This is a genomic window from Micromonospora sp. USAFONa4, from assembly GCF_057197825.1.
Genome location: NZ_CM170072.1, coordinates 2,286,822 through 2,312,817, shown reverse-complemented (window position 1 = coordinate 2,312,817; position 25,996 = coordinate 2,286,822). Strand labels below are relative to the sequence as shown.

Annotated in this window: 22 protein-coding genes, 2 tRNA genes and 1 pseudogene; 14 read left to right on the top strand and 11 right to left on the bottom strand. The window is 74.5% G+C overall.

All coding sequences use genetic code 11. From position 1 onward, the window contains the following. Positions 1-173: 173 nt before the first annotated feature. Positions 174-788 carry a hypothetical protein gene (locus tag AC0OO9_RS09710; RefSeq protein ID WP_484517015.1) on the top strand — a complete coding sequence of 205 codons (615 nt, stop codon included), beginning with the start codon at positions 174-176 and terminating at the stop codon, positions 786-788. Between the two features lie 266 nt (positions 789-1,054). On the opposite strand, the gene AC0OO9_RS09705 is transcribed toward AC0OO9_RS09710, so the two are convergent. Beyond that, on the bottom strand, positions 1,055-2,293 hold the full coding sequence (locus AC0OO9_RS09705) for a zinc-dependent metalloprotease (RefSeq protein ID WP_484517014.1): 1,239 nt from the start codon (positions 2,291-2,293) through the stop codon (positions 1,055-1,057). A gap of 182 nt (positions 2,294-2,475) precedes the next feature. Here AC0OO9_RS09705 and AC0OO9_RS09700 point away from each other — a divergent pair, with 182 nt between their 5' ends. The 5 genes from AC0OO9_RS09700 to AC0OO9_RS09680 all read left to right on the top strand — a co-directional run bounded on the left by AC0OO9_RS09700 (position 2,476) and on the right by AC0OO9_RS09680 (position 8,300). Beyond that, complete coding sequence (locus AC0OO9_RS09700) at positions 2,476-3,489, top strand: YlbL family protein (RefSeq protein ID WP_393168140.1); 1,014 nt, start codon at positions 2,476-2,478, stop codon at positions 3,487-3,489. A 186-nt stretch (positions 3,490-3,675) separates the two neighbouring features. Further along, entirely contained in the window at positions 3,676-6,723 is a 3,048-nt protein-coding gene (locus AC0OO9_RS09695) for a UPF0182 family membrane protein (RefSeq protein WP_484517013.1), read from the top strand. Positions 6,724-6,960: 237 nt separating this feature from the next. Next, positions 6,961-7,037, top strand: a tRNA-Met gene (locus AC0OO9_RS09690). Between the two features lie 649 nt (positions 7,038-7,686). Further along, a tRNA-Met gene (locus AC0OO9_RS09685) sits at positions 7,687-7,763 on the top strand. Positions 7,764-8,051: 288 nt separating this feature from the next. Beyond that, positions 8,052-8,300 carry a hypothetical protein gene (locus AC0OO9_RS09680; RefSeq protein WP_421458500.1) on the top strand — a complete coding sequence of 83 codons (249 nt, stop codon included), beginning with the start codon at positions 8,052-8,054 and terminating at the stop codon, positions 8,298-8,300. Between the two features lie 116 nt (positions 8,301-8,416). Here the strand turns inward: AC0OO9_RS09680 and AC0OO9_RS09675 are convergent, their stop codons facing one another. Continuing rightward, a complete protein-coding gene (locus AC0OO9_RS09675) occupies positions 8,417-9,748 on the bottom strand; it encodes an ABC transporter substrate-binding protein (RefSeq protein WP_484517012.1) in 1,332 nt (443 codons plus the stop codon). Positions 9,749-9,914: 166 nt separating this feature from the next. On the opposite strand from AC0OO9_RS09675, the gene AC0OO9_RS09670 reads away from it, so the two are divergent. Next, positions 9,915-10,748: a phosphoribosylaminoimidazolesuccinocarboxamide synthase gene (locus tag AC0OO9_RS09670; RefSeq protein ID WP_421454421.1), complete on the top strand. Its 834-nt coding sequence runs from the start codon at positions 9,915-9,917 to the stop codon at positions 10,746-10,748. Between the two features lie 18 nt (positions 10,749-10,766). Here the strand turns inward: AC0OO9_RS09670 and glpK are convergent, their stop codons facing one another. Next, positions 10,767-12,251 carry a glycerol kinase GlpK gene (gene glpK, locus AC0OO9_RS09665; RefSeq protein WP_484517011.1) on the bottom strand — a complete coding sequence of 495 codons (1,485 nt, stop codon included), beginning with the start codon at positions 12,249-12,251 and terminating at the stop codon, positions 10,767-10,769. A 93-nt stretch (positions 12,252-12,344) separates the two neighbouring features. Between glpK and AC0OO9_RS09660 the strand changes: the two genes are divergently transcribed. Beyond that, positions 12,345-13,283, top strand: a complete 939-nt coding sequence (locus tag AC0OO9_RS09660; protein ID WP_484517010.1) for a ribose-phosphate diphosphokinase — start codon at positions 12,345-12,347, stop codon at positions 13,281-13,283. 28 nt (positions 13,284-13,311) lie between these two features. On the opposite strand, the gene AC0OO9_RS09655 is transcribed toward AC0OO9_RS09660, so the two are convergent. Further along, positions 13,312-13,779 (bottom strand): ATP-binding protein, encoded by a 468-nt coding sequence (locus AC0OO9_RS09655; protein WP_421454413.1) that lies wholly within the window; start codon positions 13,777-13,779, stop codon positions 13,312-13,314. 120 nt (positions 13,780-13,899) lie between these two features. Here AC0OO9_RS09655 and macS point away from each other — a divergent pair, with 120 nt between their 5' ends. Continuing rightward, on the top strand, positions 13,900-15,030 hold the full coding sequence (macS, locus tag AC0OO9_RS09650) for a MacS family sensor histidine kinase (protein WP_484517009.1): 1,131 nt from the start codon (positions 13,900-13,902) through the stop codon (positions 15,028-15,030). 14 nt (positions 15,031-15,044) lie between these two features. Continuing rightward, entirely contained in the window at positions 15,045-15,707 is a 663-nt protein-coding gene (locus AC0OO9_RS09645; RefSeq protein WP_484517904.1) for a response regulator, read from the top strand. 50 nt (positions 15,708-15,757) lie between these two features. Here the strand turns inward: AC0OO9_RS09645 and AC0OO9_RS09640 are convergent, their stop codons facing one another. From AC0OO9_RS09640 to AC0OO9_RS09630, 3 genes are all read right to left on the bottom strand, one after another. Then, positions 15,758-16,330 carry a DUF5709 domain-containing protein gene (locus AC0OO9_RS09640; protein WP_421454407.1) on the bottom strand — a complete coding sequence of 191 codons (573 nt, stop codon included), beginning with the start codon at positions 16,328-16,330 and terminating at the stop codon, positions 15,758-15,760. Between the two features lie 105 nt (positions 16,331-16,435). Further along, the gene (locus tag AC0OO9_RS09635) at positions 16,436-17,164 is read right to left on the bottom strand and encodes an ATP-binding protein (RefSeq protein ID WP_484517008.1); all 729 of its coding nucleotides are present in this window, start codon (positions 17,162-17,164) and stop codon (positions 16,436-16,438) included. 86 nt (positions 17,165-17,250) lie between these two features. Then, positions 17,251-18,249: an SDR family oxidoreductase gene (locus AC0OO9_RS09630; protein WP_484517007.1), complete on the bottom strand. Its 999-nt coding sequence runs from the start codon at positions 18,247-18,249 to the stop codon at positions 17,251-17,253. 216 nt (positions 18,250-18,465) lie between these two features. Here AC0OO9_RS09630 and AC0OO9_RS09625 point away from each other — a divergent pair, with 216 nt between their 5' ends. After that, positions 18,466-19,668 carry a glycosyltransferase gene (locus AC0OO9_RS09625; RefSeq protein ID WP_484517006.1) on the top strand — a complete coding sequence of 401 codons (1,203 nt, stop codon included), beginning with the start codon at positions 18,466-18,468 and terminating at the stop codon, positions 19,666-19,668. Here AC0OO9_RS09625 and AC0OO9_RS09620 read toward each other — a convergent pair. The 4 genes and pseudogenes from AC0OO9_RS09620 to aroA form a co-directional block, all read right to left on the bottom strand. Beyond that, a pseudogene (locus tag AC0OO9_RS09620) lies at positions 19,623-20,619 on the bottom strand (hypothetical protein). The gene AC0OO9_RS09625 and the pseudogene AC0OO9_RS09620 sit on opposite strands and share 46 nt — an antisense overlap. A 26-nt stretch (positions 20,620-20,645) precedes the next feature. Next, positions 20,646-21,464 (bottom strand): histidinol-phosphatase, encoded by an 819-nt coding sequence (gene hisN, locus AC0OO9_RS09615; protein ID WP_484517005.1) that lies wholly within the window; start codon positions 21,462-21,464, stop codon positions 20,646-20,648. A gap of 24 nt (positions 21,465-21,488) precedes the next feature. Continuing rightward, positions 21,489-22,433, bottom strand: coding sequence for a ribosome small subunit-dependent GTPase A (gene rsgA, locus AC0OO9_RS09610; RefSeq protein ID WP_484517903.1), 945 nt, complete (start codon positions 22,431-22,433; stop codon positions 21,489-21,491). 165 nt (positions 22,434-22,598) lie between these two features. Next, positions 22,599-23,900, bottom strand: coding sequence for a 3-phosphoshikimate 1-carboxyvinyltransferase (gene aroA / locus AC0OO9_RS09605; RefSeq protein ID WP_484517004.1), 1,302 nt, complete (start codon positions 23,898-23,900; stop codon positions 22,599-22,601). Between the two features lie 102 nt (positions 23,901-24,002). Between aroA and AC0OO9_RS09600 the strand changes: the two genes are divergently transcribed. From AC0OO9_RS09600 to AC0OO9_RS09590, 3 genes are all read left to right on the top strand, one after another. Continuing rightward, positions 24,003-24,710, top strand: a complete 708-nt coding sequence (locus AC0OO9_RS09600) for an SOS response-associated peptidase (RefSeq protein WP_484517003.1) — start codon at positions 24,003-24,005, stop codon at positions 24,708-24,710. Between the two features lie 194 nt (positions 24,711-24,904). Continuing rightward, positions 24,905-25,297 carry a WhiB family transcriptional regulator gene (locus tag AC0OO9_RS09595; protein WP_132231096.1) on the top strand — a complete coding sequence of 131 codons (393 nt, stop codon included), beginning with the start codon at positions 24,905-24,907 and terminating at the stop codon, positions 25,295-25,297. Positions 25,298-25,380: 83 nt separating this feature from the next. Then, positions 25,381-25,995, top strand: a complete 615-nt coding sequence (locus AC0OO9_RS09590) for an alpha/beta hydrolase family protein (protein ID WP_484517002.1) — start codon at positions 25,381-25,383, stop codon at positions 25,993-25,995. Position 25,996: the final 1 nt, after the last annotated feature.

The following is a 25,996-nucleotide window of genomic DNA, read 5'->3' as shown; positions in this document are numbered from 1 at the left end:
CGGAGCCCGGCGAGATCTTGGTACGCGACGGCCCCTCCAGGGGCACGTTCCTGCCAAGATCTCGACGCGGCTCCGGCAGCCGGCTGCTCATGTCGGGGCTCGCCGAGCGGGCGGGCGCCGCCTCCGCTCGCCCGAGGGTCGTGGCTCCTGGCGCGTCCGGCTAGGGTCGTGGGGTGGCCCGACGTGTGGTGGTGGCGTTGCTCGGACCGGTGACCTGGGCGCCGCCCGGCACCGACCCGGTGGACTGGCGGGCCGCGCTCGCCGAGGACGTGGTCGACCTGCTCGCCACGCTCAACGAGGTGGAGACGGCCGTTGCCGTCACCCCGGCCGACCGGGAGTTGGCCGACGCGGTGGTCTGGCCGGACACGGCCGTGTACGAGGTCCCCGAGGCGACCCCGAACGCCGTCTTCGCCGCCCTCGCCGACACCGGTTACGACCAGGTGGCCGTGATCGCCGGCGACGCGCCCGACGTGCCGGGCCTGACCATCGGCAAGCTGCTGCGCCCACTCACCACCCGGCCGGTCGCGGTCGCCCCGGTCGAGGGCGGTGGGCCGGGGCTGCTCGGCGTGGCCACCCGGCTGCCCGTACCGGCGTGGTTGCCGGCGCTGGACCTGGACACCGCGCGGCCCGCGGCCGTGCGCGCGGCGGCGCCGCGACCCGGCGACCTGGCGGTGACCCCGGCCTGGCGGCGCCTGCGTGGGCCGGGCGACCTGGCGTCCCTCGATCCGGCCGTGGAGGGCTGGGAGACCACCCGCGCCCTGCTCTCCGGCACCGCGCAGCCCCGCTGAGCCGACCACGGGCCGGAAGCGACCCGCACCAACCCCTCCGGACCACGGCCGGGCCCCCGACCCCGCGACGCGACCCGACCGTGCGACGCGACCCGACCGTGCGACGCGACCCGACCGTGCGACGCGACCCGACCCGCGACGTGGCCCGACCGTGCGGCGCGGGCTGCCCAACCTCGCGACGTGGGCCGACCCCGCGACGTGGCCCGACCGTGCGGTGAGGGCCGCCCGAACCCCGGTGGGGCGGGCGGCCCTCGTCGTCGACGCGATCAGGGGCGGCTGGCGTCGCCGCCCTCGGGGTCGTCGTCCGGGCGCCGCTGGTCCGGCTCGCCCGGGGCCTTCTCCTCCGGGCCGCCCGGCGCGCTGAAGTCGAAGCTCTCCAACTCACCGAGGTCCCACTCGGACATCGCGAAGGCCACCGGGTCGGCGAAGTCGTCGTCGGAGGGGAGCAGGTCGGGGTGGCCCCACAGGGCGTCCCGGCCGGCGATGCCCCGGTGCTCGGTCAGTGCCGCCCAGAGCGCCGCCGCCTCGCGCAGCCGGCGCGGACGCAGCTCCAGGCCGACCAGCGCCGCGAAGGTCTGCTCGGCCGGGCCACCGGCGGCCCGGCGGCGGCGGAACGCCTCGCCGAGGCTCACCACGTTGGGCAGCCGGCCGCTCGCCGCGCTGTCGACCACGTGGCACACCCAGCCCTCGACCAGGGCCAGGGCGGTCTCGAGTCGGGCCAGCGACGCCTTCTGCGCCGGGCTGTCCTCCGGCGTGAAGATGCCCTCCAGCGCGATCGCCTGCATCGACTCCGGGTCGGTCGGGTCGACCCGGCCCATCGCCTCCTCGATCGCCTCCCGGTTGACCCGGATGCCGGCGGCGTACATCTCGACGGCGTTGAGCACGTGCCCGCGCAGCCACGGCACGTGCTGGAAGAGCCGCTGGTGGGCGGCCTCGCGCAGGGCGACGTAGAGGCGTACCTCGTCCTCGGGAAGCTCCAGGCCCTCGCCGTACGCCCGGATGTTGGCCGGGATCAGCGCGGCCGTGCCGGCCGGGCCGAGCGGCAGCCCGATGTCGCCGGCGGAGAGCACCTCCGCGGCGAGCGAGCCGAGCGCCTGGCCGAGCTGGCCGCCGAAGAGCGCGCCACCGAGGGTGGCGACCATCGACTGCATCGGGCCGAGCTGGGCGCGCGCCTCCGGCGGCACCAGGTCGCCCATCGCGCCGACCATCCGGCTGGCGACCGGGTCGCAGAGCTTGCGCCAGACGTCGAGCGTCTTGTAGATCCACTCGTTGCGGTTCCAGGCCAGCGAGGTCTGGATGCCCGAGGGTAGGGCGGAGGCGGGCTCCAGCCACAGGTCCGCGAGCCGCAACGCCTCCTCCACCGCGTTGCGCTCGAAGGGCGACACCGCCGGGTCGCCTGCGGCGGCGAGTTGGCTGGCGGCCACCTGCCGGGCCAGGTCCCAGTTGACCGGCCCGCTGCCCGACGCGGAGAGCAGGTGCTGCAACTGCGACATGAACTGCTGCATCTGCGCGGGATCGTTGGGGTCTGGTGGTTGCCCACCCGGGAGCGCGAAACCGAACGGAATATCAGGCACGACGTCTACGGTACGCGCGCCGCGCCCCAGGTAGCTGCCGCTGGCGTTGCGCTGAGGGCGAAGTCGCGATTCGCCCGCCGGAGGCCCCGATCCCGGTCGGTACGCTCTGCCGCATGAGACGTCGCGGCGTGACCGTCCTGCTCGGTGCTCTGCTCACCGCTCTGCTCAGCATCGGCGTGCTCGGCGCGCCCATCCCGTACGTGGTGCTCGGCCCGGGGCCGACCGTCAACACGCTCGGCAAGGAGAACGGCAAGGAGGTCATCCAGGTCACCGGCCGGGAGACGTCCACCTCCGCCGGCCAGCTCCGGCTGACCACGGTCGGGGTGCAGCCCTCGGTCAAGCTGCGCTCGGCGATCCAGGGCTGGTTCTCCGACGACGAGGCGGTGGTGCCCCGCGAGCTGGTGTACCCGCCGGGGGAGAGCCGCAAGCAGGTCGAGGAGCGCAACGCGGAGGACTTCCGGGTCTCGCAGACCAGCGCGGAGACCGCGGCGCTGCGGGAGCTGGGCTTCCCGGTGCAGGTGGTGGTGAAGACCGTCGCCGCCGACGGTCCGGCGGCCGGCGTACTCAAGCCCGGCGACGTGCTGACCTCGGTGGACGGGGAACCGGTCCCGTTGGCCACCCGCCTCACGGACCTGATCAGGGCGAAGCCGGCCGGGACCGCGCTGAGGATCGGCTACACCCGCGACGGCGCCGCCGCGACGGCGGCGGTCACCAGCCGGGAGCAGGACGGGCGACCCCGCATCGGGGTGGAGATCGAGCAGCAGCAGCCGCACCCGTTCACCCTGAGCATCGACCTGGAGGACATCGGCGGGCCGAGCGCCGGCCTGATGTTCGCCCTCGGCATCGTGGACAAGCTGACCCCGGAGGACCTGACCGGCGGGAAGGTCATCGCCGGCACCGGCACGATCGACGACGCCGGCCGGGTCGGGCCGATCGGCGGCATCGCGCAGAAGCTGGTGGGCGCGAAGGAGGCCGGCGCGGTGGCGTTCCTGGTGCCGGCGGCGAACTGCGCCGAGGCCGTACGCAACCCGCAGCCAGGGCTGCCGCTGCTGAAGGTCGGCTCGCTGGACGAGGCACTGACCGCGCTGGAGACGCTGCGCGCCGGCGGCCAGCCGACCCGCTGCTGACGACGAGCACGGGCGGCCAGGGTGTGCGGGGCGCCGACCGGCGGGTCGTACGGGCCGCCCGGCCATCGACGTACCTCGCGCCGGGCGCTCGCCGTGTGACCTTGGACCGACACGTTCAGGAACACCCCGTACTCTGGGTGCCTGGTCGGAGCCGATCATATCGAGCGTGCGGAGCCAACAGTGGTCATGCGTAGCAGCAGCCCCCTGCCGAGGATGAGCCGACGCGGTCGCGTCACGATCGGTGTCCTGGTCGGGGTGTTCGTGCTCTTCACCCTGCTCGGCTGGGGTGTCCAGGCGTGGACGGACTGGCTGTGGTTCGACGAGGTCCGCTACACCGGCGTCTTCACGGGGGTGCTGACGACCCGGCTGCTGCTCTTCTTCGCCGTCGGACTCGGCATGGCGCTGATAGTCGGCGGCAACCTCTGGCTGGCCCAGCGGCTGCGCCCCCGGATGCGCCCGCACTCGCCGGAGCAGGCCACCCTGGAGCGCTACCGGATGCTGCTGGGCCCCCGGCTCGGCCTGTGGATCACGCTGGTCGCCGCCGTGGTCGGCCTCTTCGCCGGGCTGTCGGCGCAGAGCCGGTGGAACCAGTGGCTGCTCTTCCGCAACGGCGGGGACTTCGGCGTGAAGGACCCGGAGTTCGGCATCGACGTCGGCTTCTACGTCTTCCAGCTGCCGTTCCTGCGCTATCTGCTCGGCGTGGGCTTCACCGCGGTGGTGCTCTCCGTGATCGGCGCGCTCGCCGTGCACTACGTCTTCGGCGGCGTCCGCCTCCAGGGCGTCGGCGACCGGATGACCAACGCCGCCCGGGCCCACCTGAGCACGCTCGTCGCGGTCTTCGTCCTGCTCAAGGCGCTCGCGTACGTGCTGGACCGGCGCGCGATGCTGCTGGAGTACGGCAGCGGCCCCGTCTACGGCGCCGGCTACGCCGACGTCAACGCGCTGCTGCCGGCCAAGGAGATCCTCGCCTACATCTCCATCGTCGTGGCGATCGCGATCATCGTCTTCTCCAACGCCTGGATGCGGAACCTGGTCTGGCCGGGCATCTCGCTCGCCCTGCTGGGCGTCTCCGCCGTCGCCATCGGCGGCGTCTACCCCTGGGCGGTGCAGACCTTCGAGGTCAAGCCCAGCGCGAAGGAGAAGGAGGCGCCGTACATCGAGCGGAGCATCAAGGCCACCCGCTCGGCGTTCGGCCTGGAGACGGCCACCACCACGCCGTACGCGGCGAGCAACCTGACCCCGCCGGCGAGCCTCGCCACGGACACCTCCGTGGTGCCGAACATCCGGCTGCTCGACCCGCAACTGGTCTCCGAGACGTACACCCAGCGCCAGCAGGTCCGGCAGTTCTACGACTTCGGCGAGAAGCTGGACGTCGACCGGTACGGGGTCAACGGCAAGGTGCAGGACTTCGTGGTGGGCCTGCGCGAGGTCAACTACCGGCAGTTGACCCCCCAGCAGAACACCTGGATCAACCGGCACACCGTCTACACCCACGGCTACGGGCTCGTGGCGGCGCCCGGCAACCGGGTGGTCTGCGGCGGCCAGCCCTTCTTCGTCTCCGGCTTCCTCGGCGACCCGCAGGAGCAGCAGAAGGAGCAGGGCCAGCAGACGAGCGAGCAGTGTGCCTCGCAGACCGAGCAGATCGCGGCCAAGCAGCCCCGCGTCTACTACGGCGAGCGGATGGACGCCAGCGACTACGCGATCGTGGGCCAGAGCGACCCGGCGCGGAAGGCGGAGTTCGACCGCCCGGTCGGCGAGGGCGGCGAGTCCTACACCTACACCGGTGAGGGCGGCGTCGAGATCGGCTCGTTCACCCGGCGGCTGCTCTACGCGATCAAGGAGCAGGAGTCGAACTTCCTGCTCTCCGACGCGGTCAACGACAACTCGAAGCTGCTCTACGTGCGTAACCCCCGCGACCGGGTGGAGAAGGTCGCCCCGTTCCTCACCCTCGACGGCGACCCGTACCCGGCGGTGGTGGACGGCCGGATCCAGTGGATCATCGACGGCTACACCACGGCGGCGACCTACCCGTACGCCGAGCGCGTCAACCTCCAGGAGCAGACGGCCGACGAGCTGACCGGGCGGGGCACCTTCCAGCTCGCCCGGGAGAACGTCAACTACATCCGCAACTCCGTGAAGGCCACCGTCGACGCGTACGACGGCACGGTCCGGCTCTACGAGTTCGACGAGACCGACCCGGTGCTCAAGGCGTGGAACAAGGCGTTCGGCGGCGACCTGGTGCTGCCGAAGTCGGAGATCCCGGCCGAGCTGGCCGAGCACTTCCGCTACCCGGCCGACCTGTTCAAGGTGCAGCGCAACCTGCTGACCCGCTTCCACGTGACCGATCCCGGCGCCTTCTACTCGGAGACGGACTTCTGGCAGGTGCCGAACGTGCCGGACGCCCCCGACACCGGCCAGAAGCAGCCGCCCTACTACCTCTACACGCAGTTCCCCGGCCAGGAGTCGGCGCGCTTCCAGCTCACCTCGGCGGTCACCCCGAACGGCCGGGAGAACCTCGCCGCGCTGATCTCCGGGTCGTACGTCGACGGGCAGCCGCGGCTGGAGGTGCTCGACCTGCCCGACCAGACCCGGGTCTCCGGCCCGGTGCAGGTGCACCAGTCGATGACCAACAACGCGAACATCCGGCAGCAGCTCAACCTGCTCCAGTCCCAGCAGGCTCAGGTGCAGTACGGCAACCTGCTCTCCCTGCCGTTCGGCGACGGCATGCTCTACATCGAGCCGGTCTACGTGAAGACCGCCGCGCAGAACGCGCCACCGCTGTTGCAGCGGGTGCTGATGTCGTACGGCGACGGCGGCTCCTACGTGGTGCTGGCCAACAACGTGGCCGACGGCATCAAGCAGCTCGTCGAGCAGGGCAAGCAGGCCGCCGCCCCGGGCGCCCCACCGCCGGCCGGCGGCAACCCGCCCCCGGCCGGAGGCACGCCGCCGGGTGGGACCGCACCTCCGCTGACCGGCGAGCTGGCCGAGGCGGCGAACCGCGTCCAGACCGCCATCGCGGAGGTCCGGGCCGCGCAGACCTCGGGCGACTTCGAGCGGTACGGGCGCGCGTTGAAGGCGCTGGACGAGGCGCTCACCGCCTTCCAGCGGGCCCAGCAGGCCGCCACCGCCCCGGCGTCCCCGACGCCCGGCGCCAGCGCTCCGGCGTCCCCGACGCCCAGCGCCCCGGCGTCCCCGGCACCGGGCGGCAGCGCCTCACCCACCCCGGGCGGCTGATCCGTACCGCCCTCGCAGCGCCCCCGGCAGACGGACCGATCCGGTCCCGGCACCGGGGGCGCTGTCGCGTCTGCGACCACCGGTCCGGCACGGCAACCCGCCGCCCCACGACGCCGTGGAGGAGGCGTACGCCCGGGCCTGGCGGTGCAGGCGCGGTCAAGTCGTGGTTGTCGTGGGGGTGTCCCCGGGGGTCGTTTTGCGGCGACGGGGGTCGGTGGGATACGGTATACGAACCGACGCGGGGTGGAGCAGCTCGGTAGCTCGCTGGGCTCATAACCCAGAGGTCGCAGGTTCAAATCCTGTCCCCGCTACCACGTCGGAATGGCCCCGGACCTCAGTCCGGGGCCATTCCGCATCTCCGGGCCACCCGCTGCCCGACGATCACGCGGCTCTGGCTCTGACCGCCGCCCGTTGGTTGGACCGGCGATCGTGCATTGCGTCAGGGCGAGCGGAGCGACTGACGCCACACGATCCGTCGGCCGACATCGGCGGGGGCGACAACACGGCGGCGAGAACCGCGACCGGTCGCGCAGGAACGCGAACAGCCACCACTGGCGACGGATACGCACGGCCGGACGACCGAACAGCCGGGCGTGCAGCGGCGTGATCAGGACGCCATGGACCTTGAACAGCCCGGATAACGTCCATGGCGTCCTGATCACCAGGCACGCGCGCGAGAGAAGGCGGCGCGCCGCGTCAGATGAGACAGCTTGGAACGGGCCGTAGCTCAGAGCGGACCGAGACGTGCCATCACGGCCGCTGTGGTCGCGGGCCCGCCTTCCGCGCCCCGCTGCCCGCCTTCCGCGCCCGCTGGCCGGCGGCGCGCGGCGTGGGTCGGGCTGGGGCGACGGGTGCCTCGTGCCGACCTCCGATGCCGGTTTGCGCTGGTCAAGGCAGGGTCTACCGCAGGATCGGGGGTCCGCTGATCATCGCCCGACGGGTGCGCTAGAGTTAACGAGCCGACGCGGGGTGGAGCAGCTCGGTAGCTCGCTGGGCTCATAACCCAGAGGTCGCAGGTTCAAATCCTGTCCCCGCTACCACGTCGAAGAGGTCCCGGAGATTGTCTCCGGGACCTCTTCGCATCTCGCCCCCGGCGTCGACGTGTCGCATCGGTCGACGACGCGCTTCGTTACCCCGGAGTGCAACGCACGCCGACGTGCGGGCGGCCGGCGGGAGTGGCGGGCCCGGGAAATCCCGACTCCGTGCTCCAGGTGCTCGCGGTGCAGGGCGCGGCCGTCCGACGGAACGGCGCCGGGCGTGCTTGGGCGCGACGCGTGTTCCTCGTTGACCGACGTGCCGAGGTTGCGATTGTCGGCGAAGATGTGGGCATGTCTTCTTTCGGTAAGTGGTGGGGCCGGTTGACCGCAGTTTTCGGTGCGGTCGTGTTGTCGGTGTTCGTGCCCGTCGCGGCCTGGGCGTCCACCGGCACGGGTGAGCTCGTGGTGGAGGCCGCCCGGCGGCGGCGCGGTGGCGGCTTCGGCTTCATCGGCCTGCTCTGCTGCCTGGTCGTGGTGGCCGGCGTCGTCTTCCTCCTGATGCGCATGATGCGCAACCGTCGCGGCGGCCCGCCGCGCTGAGGCGGCCCGCCGGCGCGCCGGTGTTCCGGCAGCGCGACGGTGCCCTGCCCTGCCTCGGCCCAGGCAGGACGTCCGACCCGGCATCCCCGCCGGGGGCGGCCTCGCGGTGACCGGTTCTATCCGGCCAGCGCCGCGTCCGCCTGGGCCATGAAGCGGGTCGTCGCCGCCCGGGGGCCGGTCCTGCCGCCGCGGATGCTCTCGGCGGCCTCCAGCAGCAGCGCCCGCACCCGGGGGTGGCCCTGCGGCGGAGGACTGGGCGCCGGTCCCAGCCGGGCGGCCAGTGCGGTGCCGAGGGCCGCCGCGCGCCGCTGCGCCGGCTCGGTGATGCTGCCCTCGACGTAGCTGCGTACGGCGAGGCTGGGGCTGAGCCCGCGCTCGTGACCGAGCACGCTCCCCGCCTCGCCGTTGCCGGTCAGGAAGTTGATCACGTCCGCGACCAGGTCGGGGTGCCGGCTGCCGCGGAAGGCCGCCCAGTACATCGACGCCCGGTGCCACTGCGCCTCCGGGGGACCCGGCATGGCGGCCAGGCCCAGCTCGGCGTCGGTGAGGCGCTGGAGCTCCGGCAGCTGGTGCGACCAGGCGAACGAGGCGGCCGTCGCGCCGGTGACCACGAGCTGCTGAGTGGGTTCGCCGCCGTCGGCCTGCTCCACGAGGGCGGCGCTCGGGGTCGCCCGGCTGGAGCGGGCGCGCCGCCACAGGTCGAACCATTCGATCAGCGCGTCGGCGTCGAAGCCGAGCTGTCGACCGCGGTAGAACTCACCGCCCTGCCCGCGCAGCCAGAGCCAGAGCGCCCGGTAGTCGCCGGACGGGTCCATCGTGCCGGCCACCCGGCCCTCGCTCGCCCGGGTGACCCGCCGCGCCCAGGCGACGTACTCCGGCCAGGACATTCCCGTGCTCGGCTCGGGCAGCCGCAGCCGGCGCAGCAGCGTGCGGTCGTAGACCACGGCGGCTGCGGTCTGTGCCGCGGCGACGCCGACCGTACGGCCGTCGACCTGCCCGTACCGGACCAGGCCCTGCGGCAGGGTGCGCAGGTCCAGGCGGTGGTCGGCGACGTACCCGCTGAGGTCCAGGACGATCTCGCGGCGGGCGTACTCGGTGAGCATGCTGTCGTCGAGCTGGATCAGGTCGGGCACGTTGCCGCCCGCGGCCTGGGTGGCCAGCCGGTCGTAGTAGCCGCCGGCGCCCTGCCAGGTGATCCGGAAACCGACGCGGGGATTGCGGTCGGTGTAGAGCCGCAGCACCCGCTCGGTGAGTTCGGCCCGCTTGGCCCCGCCGTACCAGAAGACCGACAGCTCGACCGGCCCGGTCTCCACCGGGGCCGCCCGGCCCTCGGTGCACCCGGTGAGCCCGCCGGTCGCGAGCACCGGCGCACCCAGCATCGCGGCGAGCACCCGACGCCGGCCCGGATCCGCTTCGGCGCGGGGCAGCGGGGATCGGGCAGCGGGCACGAGGAACTCCTGGCGGACCGGTGGGGCGGGCGGCCGGATCATTCACGCAGGCGCGCGCGAGGGTGTCAACGTACGTCCGGCCACACCACCACGACCCATGCGTACGCATCGATGCCCGCAGCCACCGGCGGAGGCCGTGGCCGGCCCGCATGGTGTACTAGGGCGTGTGGAACTTCTGCACTCGGGCAAGGTGAGGGATGTCTACGCCGACGGCGAGGACCTGATCCTGGTCGCCTCCGACCGCATCTCGATCTACGACGTGGTGCTGCCGACGCCGATCCCCGACAAGGGCAAGCTGCTCACCGCGCTCTCGCTGTGGTGGTTCGAGCAGCTCGCCGACCTGGTACCGAACCACGTCATCTCCGCCACCGACGTGCCGGCGGAGTTCGCCGGTCGGGCGATCCGCTGCCGGCGGCTGGAGATGGTCGCGGTGGAGTGCGTCGCCCGGGGCTACCTGACCGGCGGCGGCCTGAAGGAGTACCAGCGCACGGGCGCGGTCTCCGGCGTCGAGCTGCCGCGCGGGCTGGTCGAGGCGTCCATCCTGCCCGAGCCGATCTTCACCCCGTCGACCAAGGCGCCGGTGGGCGAGCACGACGAGCCGATCACCTTCGCCGAGGTGGTGGACAAGGTCGGCGCCGAGACCGCCGAGCGGCTGCGCCGGATCACGCTCGACGTCTACCGCCGGGGAGCCGAGCTGGCCGCCGACCGGGGCATCCTGGTCGCCGACACCAAGATCGAGCTGGGCTGGGCGCCGGACGGCACGCTGACCGTCGGCGACGAGCTGCTCACCTCCGACTCGTCCCGGTTCTGGCCGGCGGAGTCGTACCAGCCGGGCCGGGCGCAGTTCTCCTACGACAAGCAGTACGTGCGGGACTGGGCGGTCGAGAGCGGCTGGGACCGGCAGGGCCCGGCACCCGAGGTGCCGGCCGAGGTGGTCGAGGCGACCCGGGCGCGCTACGTCGACGTCTACGAGAAGCTCACCGGCAACCGCTGGGCCTGACTCCGGCCCCCTGCGGCGTCAGTCCACCCAGTCGAGGGTGCGCTGGACGGCCTTGCGCCAGTTGCGCAGCTCCCGCTCCCGGTGCGCCGGTTCCATCGTCGACTCCCACTGCGCGTCGGAGCGCCACTGGCCGCGCAGCGTCGCCAGGTCCGGCCAGAAGCCGACCGCCAGGCCGGCCGCGTACGCCGCGCCCAGGCAGGTGGTCTCGGTGATCCGGGACCGGACCACCGGCACGTCGAGCACGTCGGCGAGGAACTGCATCAGCAGCCCGTTGGCGGTCATCCCACCGTCGACCCGGAGCCGACGCAGCGCCACGTCGGAGTCGGCGTTCATCGCGTCGACCACCTCGCGGGTCTGCCAGGCGGATGCCTCCAGTGCCGCCCGGGCCAGGTGGCCCTTGGTGATGTAGCCGGTCAGCCCGGCGATCACGCCCCGCGCGTCGCTGCGCCAGTGCGGGGCGAACAGCCCGGAGAAGGCCGGCACGACGTAGCAGCCGCCGTTGTCGTCGACGGTGCGGGCCAGCTCCTCCACCTCGGGCGCGGTGGCGATCAGCCCGAGGTTGTCGCGGAGCCACTGCACCAGCGAGCCGGTGACCGCGATCGCCCCCTCCAGCGCGTACGCGGCGGGCTGGCCCTGGATGCGGTAGGCGACCGTGGTGAGCAGGCCGTGGGTGGAGGGCACCGGGCTGGCGCCGGTGTTGAGCAGCAGGAAGCTGCCGGTGCCGTAGGTGCACTTGGCCTCGCCCGGCTGGAAGCAGGTCTGCCCGAACAGGGCGGCCTGCTGGTCGCCGAGCGCACTGGCGACCGGCACCCCGGCCAGGACGCCGGTGGCCTCCCCGTAGACCTCGGCGGAGCTGCGGATCTCCGGCAGCATCGCGGCCGGCACCCCCATCGCGTCGAGCAGCTCCGGGTCCCAGTCGAGGGTGCTCAGGTCCATCAGCAGGGTGCGGCTGGCGTTTGTCACGTCGGTGACGTGCCGGCCGGTGAGCTTCCAGATCAGCCAGCTGTCCATCGTGCCGAAGAGCACCTCGCCGGCCTCGGCGCGCCCGCGCAGCCCGTCGACGTGATCCAGCAGCCAGCGCAGCTTCGGCCCGGCGAAGTAGGTGGCCAGCGGCAGGCCGGTGCGGGAGCGGAACCGCTCCTCGCCGTACGCCTGGTCGAGCTCACGCAGCAGCGGCGCGGTGCGGGTGTCCTGCCAGACGACGGCGTTGGCCACCGGCCGCCCGGTGGCCCGGTCCCAGACGAGCGTGGTCTCCCGCTGGTTGGTGATGCCCACGGCGGCGAGCCCGGCGGCGTCGGTGCCGGCGGCGTGCAGCGCCTCCCGGACCACCCGCTGGACGTTGTCCCAGATCTCCTCGGCGTCGTGCTCCACCCAGCCCGGCCGGGGGAAGATCTGCCGGTGCTCCCGCTGGGCGACGGAGACGATCTCCCCGGCCCGGTCGAAGACGATGCACCGCGAGGAGGTGGTGCCCTGGTCGATGGCGGCGACGTACTGGGGGGTCACGGCAGCACCGTACCCGGCCCGACCGATCTTCGCCGGCCGGCGGCCGGCCCCGGCGGGGAACGGGTCCCGCGCACGTCCGTACGATGTGCGGACGTGCGTGACATCGCCGTCTTCAGTGGTACCGCCCACCCCGAACTCGCCGCCGAGATCTGCGCCCACCTCGACGTGCCGCTGCACCCGGTGCGGGTCTCCCGGTTCGCCAACGACTGCCTGGAAGTGCAGTTGCAGGCCAACTGCCGGGAGCGGGACGTCTTCCTGATCCAGCCGTTGGTGCCGCCCGTGCAGGAGAACCTGGTCGAGCTGCTGCTCATGATCGACGCGGCACGGGGCGCCTCGGCCGGCCGGATCACCGTGGTGCTGCCGCACTACGCGTACGCGCGCTCCGACAAGAAGGACGCGCCGCGTATCTCGATCGGCGGGCGGCTCGTCGCCGACCTGCTCACCTCGGCGGGCGCGGACCGGGTGCTGACGATGACCCTGCACTCGCCCCAGGTGCACGGCTTCTTCAGCGTGCCGGTCGACCACCTGCACGCGCTGCGCGAGCTGGCCGACCACTTCACCCGCTACGACCTGAGCAACACGGTGGTGGTCTCGCCGGACCTCGGCAACGCCAAGGAAGCGGCGGCGTTCGCCCGGCGGCTCGGCACCCCGGTGGCCGCCGGGGCGAAGCAGCGGTTCAGCGACGACCGGGTCAAGATCAGTTCGGTGATCGGCGACGTGACCGACCGGGACGTGATCGTGCTGGACGACGAGATCGCCAAGGGCAGCACGGTGATCGAGCTGATGGAGCACCTGCGCGAGCTGAGGGTCCGCTCGATCCGACTGGCCTGCACCCACGGCCTCTTCTCCAGCGGCGCGTTGCAGCGGCTGAGTGAGCAGGAGGGCGTGCTGGAGATCGTCTGCACCAACACGGTGCCGATCCCCGCCGACAAGCGGGTGCCGAAGCTGGAGATCCTGTCCGTGGCGCCGGCCCTGGCCGAGGCGATGCGCCGGATCCACAACGGCGAATCGGTGAGCGCCCTCTTCGCCTGACCCGCCCGGGACGCAGGCCCCGCCGGGGTCAGTCGCGGCGGTGGCGGCCGGTGTGCTGGGGGGCCGCGACGGCGGTGCTGATGCGGACCGTCGTGCCGCGCGTGCCGGTCTCCACGTCCATGCTGTCGCTCAGCTCCCGGGCCAGCCAGAGGCCCCACCCGCCGGCGGTGTCGGCGGCGGGGCGGCTCCGGTCGCCCAGCCGCTGCGTGCTGATTCCCTGCCCGTGGTCGGAGACCTCGCAGAACAGCTGGTCCGACTGCCGCCACAGCCGCAGCCAGCCCTGGCCGCCGCCGTGCCGGACCGCGTTGGTGATCAACTCGTTGACCGCCAGCACGAAGTCGTCAAGCCGCTGCCCGCCGAGGCCGGCCGCGTGCGCGCAGGAGGTGACCGAGTGGCGCAGCTCGGTCACCTGGGCCTGGTCGAAGGCCTCGGCGATGAGAAGGGAAGGTTCGATGGGCACAACCGTACGCTGTGCTCCGGGTTCCGCATTCGTCATGGCCCCGTCCCGACAGCGGATCGTGGATGTTTCGCGGCATTTCCACCGTACGTCAGGGTTCCTCCGGGCGCACCCGACGGCCCACGGGACCGTCCTGACGGCTGTGGCATCGTGACGGGCGTGTCGACGCCGCCCGGTGGTTTCGAGGTCCCGCTCTGGCGGGCCATCGCGGTGTTCCGGGTGGCCTCCCTGGCGTACGTCTGTGTGGTGGCGCTCCGGGACGCCGACCGGTACGCCCATCCGTTCGCGGCCGGCGGCCTGGTCCTGCTGATGGCGGCCTGGACCGGCGTGACCGCCGTCGGCTACGCCCACCCGGCCCGCCGAGGCTGGCCGCTGCTCCTGGCGGACCTCGGGGTCGTCGTCGGCATCATGCTGGCCACCCCGTGGGTGATCGGACGGACGGCGCTCGCCGCCGGCGTGCCCAGCCTCACCGTGGCCTGGCTGGCCGGACCGGTGCTGGCCTGGGCGGTCTCCGGCGGCCGGCGCCGGGGCACGGTCGCCGCGCTGGCGCTCGGCGCGGTGGACCTCGCCACCCGCGAACGGATCGGCCAGTCGTCGCTCACCGGGACGATCCTGCTGCTGCTCGCCGGCGTGGTGGTCGGACACGTCGCCCGGCTGGCGGTGACCGCCGAGGAGCGGCTGCACCGGGCGGTGGAGCTGGAGGCCGCCACCCGGGAGCGGGAGCGGCTGGCCCGGGACATCCACGACGGCGTGCTCCAGGTGCTGGCGCTGGTGCAGCGGCGCGGCGCCCACCTGGACGGCGAGGCAGGGGAGCTGGCCCGGCTCGCCGGGGAACAGGAGGCCGCGCTGCGCGCCCTGATCGGCGGCGCCACGCCGGTCGCGCCCACCGCCCACGGCGGGCCGGTGGACCTGCGGGGGCTGCTCGGCCGGTACGCCTCGGCGACGGTCTCGCTGTCCGCGCCGGCCACCCCGGTGCCCCTGCCCGGGCGGGTCGCCCACGAACTGGCCGCCGCGACCGCCGCCGCCCTCGACAACGTGGCCCGGCACACCGACGGGCGGGCCTGGGTGCTCGTCGAGGACGAGGGGGCGACGGTGACCGTGTCGATCCGCGACGAGGGGCCGGGGTTTCCGGACGGCCGGCTGGAGGAGGCCGCCGCCGAGGGCCGGCTCGGCGTCGCCCGGTCGATCCGGGGCCGCCTCGCCGACCTCGGCGGCACGGTGCGGATCACCTCCGCGCCGGGCGCCGGCACCGAGCTGGAACTGACCGTTCCGAGGGAGGGACAACCGTGACAGGCGTACGGGTGATGGTGGTCGACGACCACCCGATGTGGCGGGAGGGGGTGGCCCGGGACCTCACCGAGGCCGGCCACGTCGTCGTCGCCGCCAGCGGGGAGGGGCGGCAGGCGCTGCGGGTGGCCGCCGCCGCCCGGCCGGACGTGGTGATCCTCGACCTGCAACTGCCGGACGTCTCGGGGGTGGAGGTGGTCCGCGGGCTGCGCGCCGTGCTGCCGGAGGTGCGGGTGCTGATGCTCTCGGCCAGCGGCGAGCAGCAGAGCGTGCTCGACGCGGTGAAGGCGGGCGCCACCGGCTACCTGGTCAAGTCGGCCGCCCCGGCGGAGTTCCTGGAGGCGGTGCGCCGCACGGCGGCGGGGGAGCCGGTCTTCACGCCCGGCCTGGCCGGCCTGGTCCTCGGCGAGTACCGCCGGCTCGCGGCCGACCCGGACGGCGCCGGACAGGCCGCCGGCCGCGACGCCCGGGGTGCCGGCCCGGCGCCCCGGCTCACCGACCGGGAGACCGAGGTGCTGCGCCTGGTCGCCAAGGGGCTGTCCTACAAGCAGATCGCCGAGCGGCTCGGGCTGGCCCACCGCACGGTGCAGAACCACGTGCAGAACACGCTCGGCAAGCTCCAACTGCACAACCGGGTCGAGCTGACCCGGTACGCGATCGAACGGGGCCTCGACGACTGAGGGCCGCCGGGGAACCGCCCCCGAAGGGTTCCCCGACGGCCCCGGCCGGTTCAGACCGAGTGCGGCGGACGCGTCTCGTGGATGGCCAGCTCCTCGGCGCTCGCGCCGCCGCCGGCCGAGCCGGCGTCGTACGCCACCGAGTCGGTCTCCTGGTCGGTGTGCGCCCCCTCGTCCGGTTCGACGAGCCGGCCGACCTGGCCGTCGCTGACACTGCCCAGCTTGCCGTGGTCGTAGAGGGACACCGGCGAGTCCGGGTCGGAGGTGGGGCCGGGATCCATGACGTCCGCGTCGAGCTGGGCCTGCGCCGCGGCCTCCTCGCTGTCGGCCTCGGCGGCGATGTCCGGGTCGACGGGGCCGGCGAGCGGGTCGTCGGCCGGGCGCTCGTGCTGCTCCCGGTCGAGCTTGTAGTCCAGCGACTCGCCGTCGAGCTGCTCCTCGGCGGTGTTCCCGTACCGGTCCACCGCCACCGGCGTCCGGTCGCCCGGCAGCTGGGCGGGCTCCGGACCGTCCGCCTCGCGCCCGGTCAGGACGTCGTCGTTGGCGGTCGAGTCGTCGTCGGCGGTGTCGGGCAGGCCCTCCGCCTCGGGGTCGGACACGGGGGTCGGGTACTCGTCGTCGCGCATGGCTGATCACTACCCACTGCCCTCCCGGCATAACCGGTGCCGCCCGTGGCCATCCGGGCGGAAGGGGCACGTCGGGGGACGCCGGGGCAGGAATCGGGGCGGCGGTCAGCCGAGGTGGGCGGTGGTCTCGTCGTCGGCGTGCAGCACGCACCAGACGACCTTGCCGTCCGGCACCCGGCTGCTGCCCCAGCTGCGGGTGACGGTGTCGATCAGCAGCAGGCCGCGCCCGCCCGCGCTGTCCAGCGGCGCCTGCCCGGTGAACGCCGGCTGGCGCGGCGAGTGGTCGCGTACCGCCAGGTGCAGCGCGCTGCCCCGGGGTGCCAGGCGGACCGTCATCGGCGTGTGCGCGTGGGCGACCACGTTGTTGACCATCTCGGTGACCGCGATGCCGGCCGGCTCGATCAGCTCGGGCAGGCCCCAGCGCCCGCAGCCCTCCGTCACGAGCTGCCGGGCCTCCCGGGCCGCCCCGACGGCGGGGGGAAGGTCGGTCTCGACCACCGCGGCCAGCGGCGCGGCGGCCAGCCCGGCCAGCGCCCCGGCCAGGGTCGGCCAGGCCGGCACCCCCTGGACGGTGCCGGTCGGATCGCAGAGCAGCAGGTCGGCGGCGGGCCAGTCGCGTACCTCCCGGCACACCTCGGCGAAGACGTCCCGGGCGGCCGGGTCGGCCACCCGCAGGGCGGTGAGGTCGGCGAGGACCGGGCCGGGCCGGCAACAGAACTGGGCGAGCAGGCCGTCGCGCACCACGTCGACGCCGGAGCGGTCGAGCGTCCCGGTCAGCCGGAGCACGCCGGAGGCCTCGTCCGCCTCCACCCGGCAGCCCGCGTCGGTGGACATGATCGGCTCCGTCCCGCCCTGCGGGCCGGGCAGCGCACCGTGCACCGTCCGCCCGGACCGCGCACCCGACCGCTCGGCCCCCGGCATCAGCGCCTCGTTCCCGCGCGGCGGGTCATCGCGGCCACCGTTCCGACGGCCGTCCCCGCCGCGGCCAGCCCGAAGGCGGCGGTCATCCGCACCAGGTGCCGCCGCCGGCCGTGCCAGCCGCCCTCGCGCCGCGCCGCCGCGTCGGCGTGGAAGACGTTGCCGGTGCTCTCCGGCCGTGGGGCGGGCCCGAACTGGGTGCGGTGCGCGTACCAGCCGAGGACCCGCTCGGCGAACGCCGGGGCGAGCCGCCACTGGAGGCCGATCAGCCGGGCCGCGCCGCCGGCGTACGCCTCGCGCCTCGGGCGGCGCAGCAGCCGGACGATCGTCTCGGCCACCACCTCCGGCGGGTAGACCGGGGGCGGCGGCACCAGCTCCCGGCCGCTGTGGTTGGCGGCGTGCCGGAAGAACGGGGTGTCGATGGTGGCCGGCAGCACCGTGCAGATGGAGATGTTGCCCCGCCCGGTGACCCGCATCTCCTGGCGGACCGTGTCGGCCAGCCCGCGGATGCCGTGCTTCGTGGCGTTGTACGCCGACTGGTAAGGCATCGCCACCTCGGCCAGCACGGAGGCGTTGTTGACCAGCACCCCGCCACCCGCCGCGCTCAGGTGGGGCAGGGCGGCCCTGGTGCCGTACGCGGCGCCCAGCAGGTTGACCTCCAGCACCCGGCGGAACTCCGCCACGGGGATCTCGTCGAAGAGCCCGACCGCGCCGACCGCGGCGTTGTTGATCCAGCCGTCGATCCGGCCGAACTCGGCGACCGCGCGGGCGGCGAGCCGCTCGACGGCCGCCGGGTCGGTCACGTCGGTCGGCACCGCCAGCGCCCGCCCGCCCAGCTCCCGGCACCGCACGGCGACCTCCTCCAGCGCCGCTTCGCTGCGGGCGGCCAGCACCACGGCGGTGCCCCGCCGGGCGAGGGCGTACGCGGTGGCCGTGCCGATGCCGCTGGAGGCGCCGGTGAGCACGACGGTGGCGTCGGCGAGGCTGCGGGTGAGAGGCATTCCTCGCCCGTACCCCCGTCGGCGGGGGTCATGCGGCCGGCGCCGCTCGGATGCTCGCGGCCCCGGATCGGGTTGTCGCCCGCCCCGCAACAGTTGCCGTCGCGCAAGCACCCGCCGGGCTCTTCCCGATCTGCCAGGTTTCGGCTCCCGGGGGTTCGGTTAATGGGACCCTCTGACCGAGGACCACCGCTTGAGAAGATCGCATGGAGGTGACCCATGCGCGTCGGCCTCGTCTGCGCGCACGCCGGCCCGTCCAGGGGCACCGACGGCCTGACCGTCGGCACCCACCAGCACATCGCCCGGGTCGCCGCCGAACTCGCCGCGCGGGGCCACGACGTCCGGGTGTACGAACGCCGCGACGACCCGGCACTGCCGGAGACGGCGACGGTCGACGGCTACCGGGTGGAGCGGGTGCCGATCGGCCCGGCCGCCCCGCTGCCCACCGCCGAGTTGGTGCCGCACGTGTCCGCGTTCGGCGCCTGGCTGGCCGAGAGGTGGACGGGCGACTGGCGTCCCGACGTCGTGCACGGGCACTACTGGGTCGGCGGGCTGGCCGCCGCGCACGCGGTCCGCGAGACGGACGTCCCGGTGGTGCAGACGTTCCACTCCCTCGGCGTCGAGCAGCTGCGCCACCTCGGCCGGCAGTACGACGGGCCGGGGGAGCGGATCCCGCTGGAGCGGGCGCTGACCCGGGCGGTGGACATCGCGGTCGCCCAGTGCAACGACGAGGTCGACGAGCTGACCCGGATGGGGCTGCAACGCGCCTCCGTGGCGATGGTGCCGGCCGGCGTCGACACCGCGCAGTTCCACCCCGACGGCGAGGCCGCGCCCCGCGACCAGCGGGCCCGGATCCTCTCCGTCGGCGGGCTCTCGGCCGGACACGGCCAGGAGGACCTGATCCGGGCCATGCGACTGGTCGGCGACGCCGAGCTGGTGATCGCCGGCGGCCCGCCCGTCGAGCAGCTCGCCAACCACGCCGAGGCCCGGCGGCTGCGCGAGCTGGCCGAGCGCAGCGGGGTGGCCGACCAGGTGAAGCTGGTGGGCGCGGTGCCGCACGAGCAGATGGCCACCTGGTACCGCTCGGCGGACGTGGTCGCCTGCACCCCGCACTACTCGTCCGCCGGCCGGGTGTCGCTGGAGGCGATGGCCTGCGGGGTGCCGGTGGTCGGCTACTCCATGGGCGGGATCGCCGACGCCGTGGTCGACGAGGTCACCGGCCGGTTGGTGCCGCCGGGCGACGTCCGCGCGCTGGGCGTGACGCTGCGCCGGCTGCTCGCCGACAACGCCGGGCGGTTCGCGTACGGGCACGCCGCCGTCGACCGGGTGCGGTGCAGCTACACCTGGGAGCGGACGGCGGGCGCGCTGGAGCGCCTCTACGAGCGGGTGGTGAGCCGCCGCAAGCCGGTCGAGGCGGCCTGACCGGGGCCGGCGGTCGGCGCGGACCGACCCGGGCCGGCCGCTCCCGGCCCCGGCTCAGAGCGGGCGACCGGGCGCTCCGACGCCCACCATGCGCCGGTCCCGTTCCCCGGCGACCGCGTGGTGGTGCTGGGGTTCGGCGTACCGGGTGAGGCCGATGACCGCCGCGAGGGTGACCAGGAACCCGACCGCGGCGAGCCACTCCCGCCCGGGCCAGATCTTGTCGTTGAGCAGGAGCAGGCCGACGATCGCGGCGGGCACCGCCCCGGCGGCGTCCATCGCCGCCACGGCGGCCGTGGTCGAGCCGCGTTGCATGGCCAGGCCGAGCAGGAGCTGGCCGACGACCGAGTGGACGATCAGCAGGTAGAGCAGCGGATCCTGGACGAACGCCTCCGGCGTCGGGGCGGAGGCGAGGGGCCGGGCGGCCACCGCGGCGGCGGAGAACGCCAGCCCGGCCAGCGCGCCGAGCGCCACCGAGCCGGGCGCCCCGTGCAGGCGTACGGCGAAGAAACCGATCACGGCGATCACGCCGAGCGCCACCGCCAGGGCGATCAGGCCGGCGGTGCCGAGCGGCTTGGCCGGCGCGGGCTCGGCGGAGAGCACCAGCGCGGTGATGCCGGCGAACAGCAGCACCAGCAGGGCCACCTCGGCGGCCGGCAGCCGCCACTTCAGCACCAGCACGCCGAGCAGGGCGGTGACCCCGAGCCCGGCGGCGACGCTGGACTGGACGAGGAACAGCGGCAGGTCCCGGCGGGCGAGCAGGGCCAGCACGAACCCGGCGACCTGGCAGCCGAGCCCGACCAGGTAGGTGCGGTGCCCCGCCAGCCGCAGCAGCAGCCCCGGGTCGAAGGAGTGGTGCACGGTGGTGCGCGCGGCGGCCACCGACTGGAGCAGGTTGGCGACGCCGTACGCGACGATCATGGCCGCGAGGAAGCACCAACCGGAGGAAACCACTTGGCGAGGATAGAGGCTGCCGGGGGTCAGTGCTCGGTTGGCCGACCCAGCCGGGCGAGGATGTCGGCGTGCAGCGCGCCGTTGCTGGCCACGGCGCTGCTCTCGGTGCCGGCGTCGCCGGAAGGGGCGGGCCGGCCGGCCAGGTCGGTGAACGTCCCGCCCGCCTCGGTGACGATCGGCACCAGCGCGGCGACGTCCCACAGCGACAGCTCCGGCTCCACCATCACGTCCAGCGCGCCCTCGGCCAGCAGCATGTAGCCGTAGAAGTCGCCGTACGCCCGGCTGCGCCAGGTGTCCCGCATCAGCTGGAGCATCGCGTCCAGCCGTCCGGCGGACTCCCACCCCGTCAGCGACGAGTAGCAGAAGCTCGCGTCCGCGAGGTCCCGTACCGCGGAGACCCGGATCGGCGTGCCGCCGGCGGCGTCCGGCCCCGCGTACGCGCCCTCGCCGAGCGCGCCCCACCAGCGGCGGCCGAGCGCCGGCGCGGAGACCAGCCCGGCGACCGGGCGGTCGGACTCCAGCAGCGCGATCAGGGTGGCCCACACGGGCACGCCCCGGATGAAGTTCTTCGTCCCGTCGATCGGGTCGACCACCCACCGGCGACCGTCCGGGCCGCTGGCGGGTTCCTCGCCGTACTCCTCGCCCAGCAGGCCGTCGCCCGGCCGGTGCACGGCCAGCAGCGCCCGGATCTCCCGCTCCACCGCGGTGTCCGCGTCGGAGACCGGGGTCAGGTCGGGTTTCGCCTCGACCCGCAGGTCGAGCGCGCGGAACCGGGCCGTGGAGACGGCGTCGGCGGCGTCGGCGAGCAGGTGGGCGAGGGCGAGGTCGTCGGCGTACCCGGGCATGCCTAGACGGTAGCGGCGACCGGCTCAGGACCCCGCGAGCGGGTCGCCCGGGTTCCGCTGATCGGGTTCGCGCGCGTCGCCCTCGCCCGACCGGGAGGCCAGCAGCCGGCGGTACGAGGCCAGCCGCCGCGCGTCGGCCTTGCCGGCGGCGACCCAGGCGTCCAGCCCGCAGGCGGTCTCGTCCGGCGTGTGCGGGCAGTTGGCGGGGCAGTCGACCGTCCCCTCGACCAGGTCGGGGAAGCCGTGCAGCAGGCTGTCGGCGGAGACGTGCGCGAGCCCGAAGCTGCGTACCCCCGGGGTGTCGACGATCCAGCCGGCCGGGGCGTCCTCGCCGTGCGCCGGGTCCCGGGGCAGTCGCAGCGCCACCGCGCTCGTGGAGGTGTGCCGGCCCCGGCCGATCGCGCTGACCGTGCCGACCGCCCGGGCGGCGTCCGGCACGAGGCGGTTGACCAGCGTCGACTTGCCCACCCCGGAGTGCCCGACCATGACCGAGACCCGCCCGGCGAGCAGGTCGCGCAGCGCGTCGAGGTCGGAGTCCGGGCGGATCAGCACGTACGGCAGCTCCAGCTCGGCGTAGTAGTCGAGCACCGCCTCGGGGCCGGCCAGGTCGGCCTTGGTGAGGCAGAGCAGCGGCTCGATCCCGGCGTCGTACGCGGCCACCAGGCACCGGTCGATGAAGCCGGTGCGCGGCGGCGGGTCGGCCAGCGCGCTGACGATGACCAACTGGTCGGCGTTGGCGACGACCACCCGTTCCAGCCGTCCCTCGGCGGTGGTCTCGTCGTCGTCGGCGGTGCGCCGCAGCACCGACGTCCGTTCGGCGATCCGGACGATCCGGGCCAGCGCCCCGGCCGCGCCGGAGGTGTCCCCGACCAGGCCGACGCGGTCGCCGACCACCACCGACTTGCGCCCCAGCTCCCGGGCCCGCATCGCGGTGACCAGGGGCGCGTCCGGCCCGGCGTCGGGCGGCACGCACGTGTAGCGGCCCCGGTCGACGGCGATCACGAAGCCGTCCACCGCGTCGGAGTGCCGGGGTCGGGTGCGGGTACGCGGGCGCGACGACCTGCCGGGCCGCACCCGGACGTCGTCCTCGTCGTACTCCCGTCGTCTGGTCGCCAGGACCCGCCCCCCGTCGTGTCAGCTCTTGCCGGTCACCAACGCCGACCATAGTGCCGGAAACTCGGGCATGGTCTTCGAGGTGCACGCCACGTCGCTCAGCTCGATGCCGGGGACGGCCAGGCCGGCCACGGCGGCGGCGTGCGCCATCCGGTGGTCGTGGTAGGTCTCGAACACCCCGCCGTGCAGCGGCCGGGGCCGGATCTCGAGCCCGTCGGGGGACTCGGTGATGTCGGCGCCGAGGGCGGTGAACTCCCGTGCCAGCGCGGTCAGCCGGTCGGTCTCGTGGCCGCGGATGTGGCCGACGCCGGTGAACACCGACGGCGAGTCGGCGAGCATGGCCAGCGCGGTGAGCGCCGGGGTCAGCTCGCTGACGTCGGAGAGGTCGGCTTCGAGGCCGTGCACCGCACCGGTGCCCCGGACCGTCAGCCCGTCGGTGGAGAGGGTCACCTCGCCGCCCATCCGCTGGAGCAGCGAGCGGAGCTGCTCGACGGGCTGGGCGCTGCTGCGCGGCCAGCCCTGGAGGGTCACCTCGCCGCCGGTGACCAGGGCGGCGGCGAAGAACGGCACGGCGCCCGAGAGGTCCGGCTCGATCTGCCAGCCGCGCCCCGTCAGCGGGCCCGGCTCGACCACCCACACGTCGGGGGTGCCGTCGTCGACCGCCGCGCCGGCGGCCCGGAGCATCTGCACCGTCATCCGCAGGTGCGGCGCGGAGGGCACCGGCGGGCCCACGTGCCGGACCACCACGCCCCGGTCGAAGCGCGGCGCGGCCAGCAGCAGCCCGGACACCAGCTGGCTGGAGGCGGAGGCGTCGATCACCACCTCGCCGCCGGCCACCCGCCCGGCGCCGAGCACGGTCAGCGGCAGGCTGCCGGTGGCGGGGGCGTCCACGCGGGCGCCGAGGGAGCGCAGCGCCCCGATCAGCGGGCCGAGGGGCCGGGTGCGGGCCTGCGGGTCGCCGTCGAAGGTGATCCGCCCGTCGGCCAGGCCCGCCACGGGCGGGACGAAGCGCATCACGGTGCCGGCCAGGCCGACGTCGACGTGTGCGGGGCCGACCAGCGGGTGGGGGCGGACCAGCCAGCGTTCCTCGTCGCTGATCGACATGTGCGCGCCCATCGCGCGCAGTCCGGCGGCCATCAGCTCGGTGTCCCGCGCGCGCAGCGGCCCGGCCAGGGTCGACGGTCCGCCGGCCAGCGCGCTCAGCACCAGGGCGCGTGCAGTCATCGACTTGGACCCGGGCAGGCGCAGCGTCGCCGCGACCGGATCGGAGGCGGTCGGAGCGGTCCACGGCTGCGGCGGCCGGGTCGCGATCAGGTTCCCCACGGTTACATTCTGCCGCGTCCGACGGCGGGTGGCGCCGGCCGGCACGCGTCCTCCCGGTCAGCGGGACAGCCGGGCGGCGCGCGGCGGGTTAGCGTGTGCGGCATGTGCGGTAGGTACGCGACGACCCGGAGCGCGGGCGACCTGAGCGCGCTGTTCGAGTCCCAGGACGAGACCGGCGGCGGGGTCGGCCCCGACCACAACGTCGCGCCCACCGACCCGGTGCCGCTGGTGCGGATGAGCCCGGAGGGCCACCGCGCGCTGTCGGTCGGCCGCTGGGGTCTGGTCCCGTCCTGGTCGAGGTCGCCCGCGGGCGCCGCCCGCATGATCAACGCCCGCGCCGAGACGGTCGCCACCAGCCGGGCGTACGCCGGGGCCTTCGCCCGCCGCCGCTGCCTCGTCCCGGCCGACGGCTGGTACGAGTGGGTCCGCGCGGCCGACGGGCGCAAGCAGCCCTACTACATGACCCCGTCGGACGGCTCGGTGCTCGCCTTCGCCGGCATCTGGTCGGTCTGGGACGGCTCCGGCGGCCCGCTGCTGACGTTCAGCGTGCTCACCACCGCCGCGCTGGGCGAGTTGGCCGAGGTGCACGACCGGATGCCGCTGCTGCTGCCCCGCGACCGCTGGGGGGCGTGGCTGTCGACCGACGAGCCGGCGGGCCTGCTCGCGCCGCCCGCGCCCCACTGGCTCGCGGCGCTGGAGATCCGCCCGGTGGGCACGGCGGTGGGCGACGTGCGTAACGACGGGCCGCAGTTGACCGAGAGGGTGCCGCTCGCCCGGGACGCCGCGCCAGAGGAAATGACGCTCTTCTGACAGTCCGACACATTGTCGGGCGTGATTTGCCAGAGTTGCGGGCGAAACGTCGCCCCGACGTTCACCCATATTCGCCGTGAAGTCTTGTCCCGGTGTCCGGAAGTGCGATACAACACAGCGCCGGTAGTGGGCGCGACTCGCACGGGGCGGACGACGCACACCGATCTTGCCGGTCCCACGGGGGAGGTGGGTGGATGACACGGGCACGTATGCCCCGGCCGCACGAGGTGGCCACCGCACGACGGGATCCGCGGCTGTTGCGGGCGTTGCGGGAGCGGCGACAGGACGAGGCGTGGCGCACCAGGGGAACCTGCCAGAACGTCGACCCGGAAACGTTCTTTCCGGCGCCGAACGAGCCGGCCGACGCCGCCGTCGCGCTCTGCCGCAGCTGTGACGTGCAGGGATCCTGCCTGGCCTGGGCGCTGGACGTGGGTGACTGCCACGGCGTCTGGGGCGGCACCACACCGCGCGAACGGCGGGCGATGCTGGTCGCCTGGCGCGAGGAGGTGCAACCGGATCCGGACGCCGCCCGCGAGGCGGGTCCGCCGGTCCGGGACCGGCTGCTCACCCTGGTGCCGCTGAGCTGACCGTCGACTGAACCGGTCGTAGCCGGCCCGCCACCTCGGCGGGCCGGCTGCCCGTCGTGCCCCGGACACCGCAGAATGGGCCGATGCCCGAGGACGACGACGTACCCACCCCGCGCGGGCCCGCCCGGGTCGACACCGACCTGCCGGCGGGTGCGCCGAGCGCCCTGCTGGTGCTCGGGCACGGCGCGGGCGGCGACGTCGACGCTCCCGACCTGCGTGCGCTCCGGGACGCGGCGGTCGACGCCGGGCTGGTGGTGGCCCGGGTGACCCAGCCGTACCGCGTCGCCGGACGGCGTGCGCCGGCACCGGCGGGACACCTCGACGAGGCGTGGACCGCCGTGCTCGCCGTGCTGCGGCAGCGGCATCCCGGCGTACCGCTGCTGGTGGGCGGCCGGTCCAGCGGCGCGCGGGTGGCGTGCCGCACCGCGCCCGCGGTGGGCGCCGCCGGGGTCGTCGCGCTCGCGTTCCCGCTGCATCCGCCCGGCCGCCCGGAGCGGTCGCGGGCGGCGGAGTTGGCGACCGGCCTGCCGACCCTCGTGGTCAACGGCGACCGTGACCCGTTCGGGGTGCCGGAGCCGGGGCCGGGGATGCACGTGGTGACCCGGCCGGGGGAGCGGCACGACCTGCGGGGGGACCCGGCCGGCACGGCCGCCGTGGTGCGCGACTGGCTGCGCGGGCGGGGCTGGGCGCGAGGCTGAC

Excerpts from the sequence above, each read along its gene's own strand:
- AC0OO9_RS09705 (WP_484517014.1), bottom strand. The coding sequence starts at position 2,293 with ATGCAGCAGTTCATGTCGCAGTTGCAGCACCTGCTCTCCGCGTCGGGC.
- AC0OO9_RS09700 (WP_393168140.1), top strand. The coding sequence starts at position 2,476 with ATGAGACGTCGCGGCGTGACCGTCCTGCTCGGTGCTCTGCTCACCGCT.
- AC0OO9_RS09695 (WP_484517013.1), top strand. The coding sequence starts at position 3,676 with ATGCGTAGCAGCAGCCCCCTGCCGAGGATGAGCCGACGCGGTCGCGTC.
- AC0OO9_RS09680 (WP_421458500.1), top strand. The coding sequence starts at position 8,052 with ATGTCTTCTTTCGGTAAGTGGTGGGGCCGGTTGACCGCAGTTTTCGGT.
- AC0OO9_RS09655 (WP_421454413.1), bottom strand. The coding sequence starts at position 13,779 with ATGACGAATGCGGAACCCGGAGCACAGCGTACGGTTGTGCCCATCGAA.
- AC0OO9_RS09645 (WP_484517904.1), top strand. The coding sequence starts at position 15,045 with ATGGTGGTCGACGACCACCCGATGTGGCGGGAGGGGGTGGCCCGGGAC.
- AC0OO9_RS09640 (WP_421454407.1), bottom strand. The coding sequence starts at position 16,330 with ATGCGCGACGACGAGTACCCGACCCCCGTGTCCGACCCCGAGGCGGAG.
- AC0OO9_RS09635 (WP_484517008.1), bottom strand. The coding sequence starts at position 17,164 with ATGTCCACCGACGCGGGCTGCCGGGTGGAGGCGGACGAGGCCTCCGGC.
- AC0OO9_RS09630 (WP_484517007.1), bottom strand. The coding sequence starts at position 18,249 with ATGCCTCTCACCCGCAGCCTCGCCGACGCCACCGTCGTGCTCACCGGC.
- AC0OO9_RS09625 (WP_484517006.1), top strand. The coding sequence starts at position 18,466 with ATGCGCGTCGGCCTCGTCTGCGCGCACGCCGGCCCGTCCAGGGGCACC.
- hisN (WP_484517005.1), bottom strand. The coding sequence starts at position 21,464 with ATGCCCGGGTACGCCGACGACCTCGCCCTCGCCCACCTGCTCGCCGAC.
- AC0OO9_RS09600 (WP_484517003.1), top strand. The coding sequence starts at position 24,003 with ATGTGCGGTAGGTACGCGACGACCCGGAGCGCGGGCGACCTGAGCGCG.
- AC0OO9_RS09595 (WP_132231096.1), top strand. The coding sequence starts at position 24,905 with ATGACACGGGCACGTATGCCCCGGCCGCACGAGGTGGCCACCGCACGA.
- AC0OO9_RS09590 (WP_484517002.1), top strand. The coding sequence starts at position 25,381 with ATGCCCGAGGACGACGACGTACCCACCCCGCGCGGGCCCGCCCGGGTC.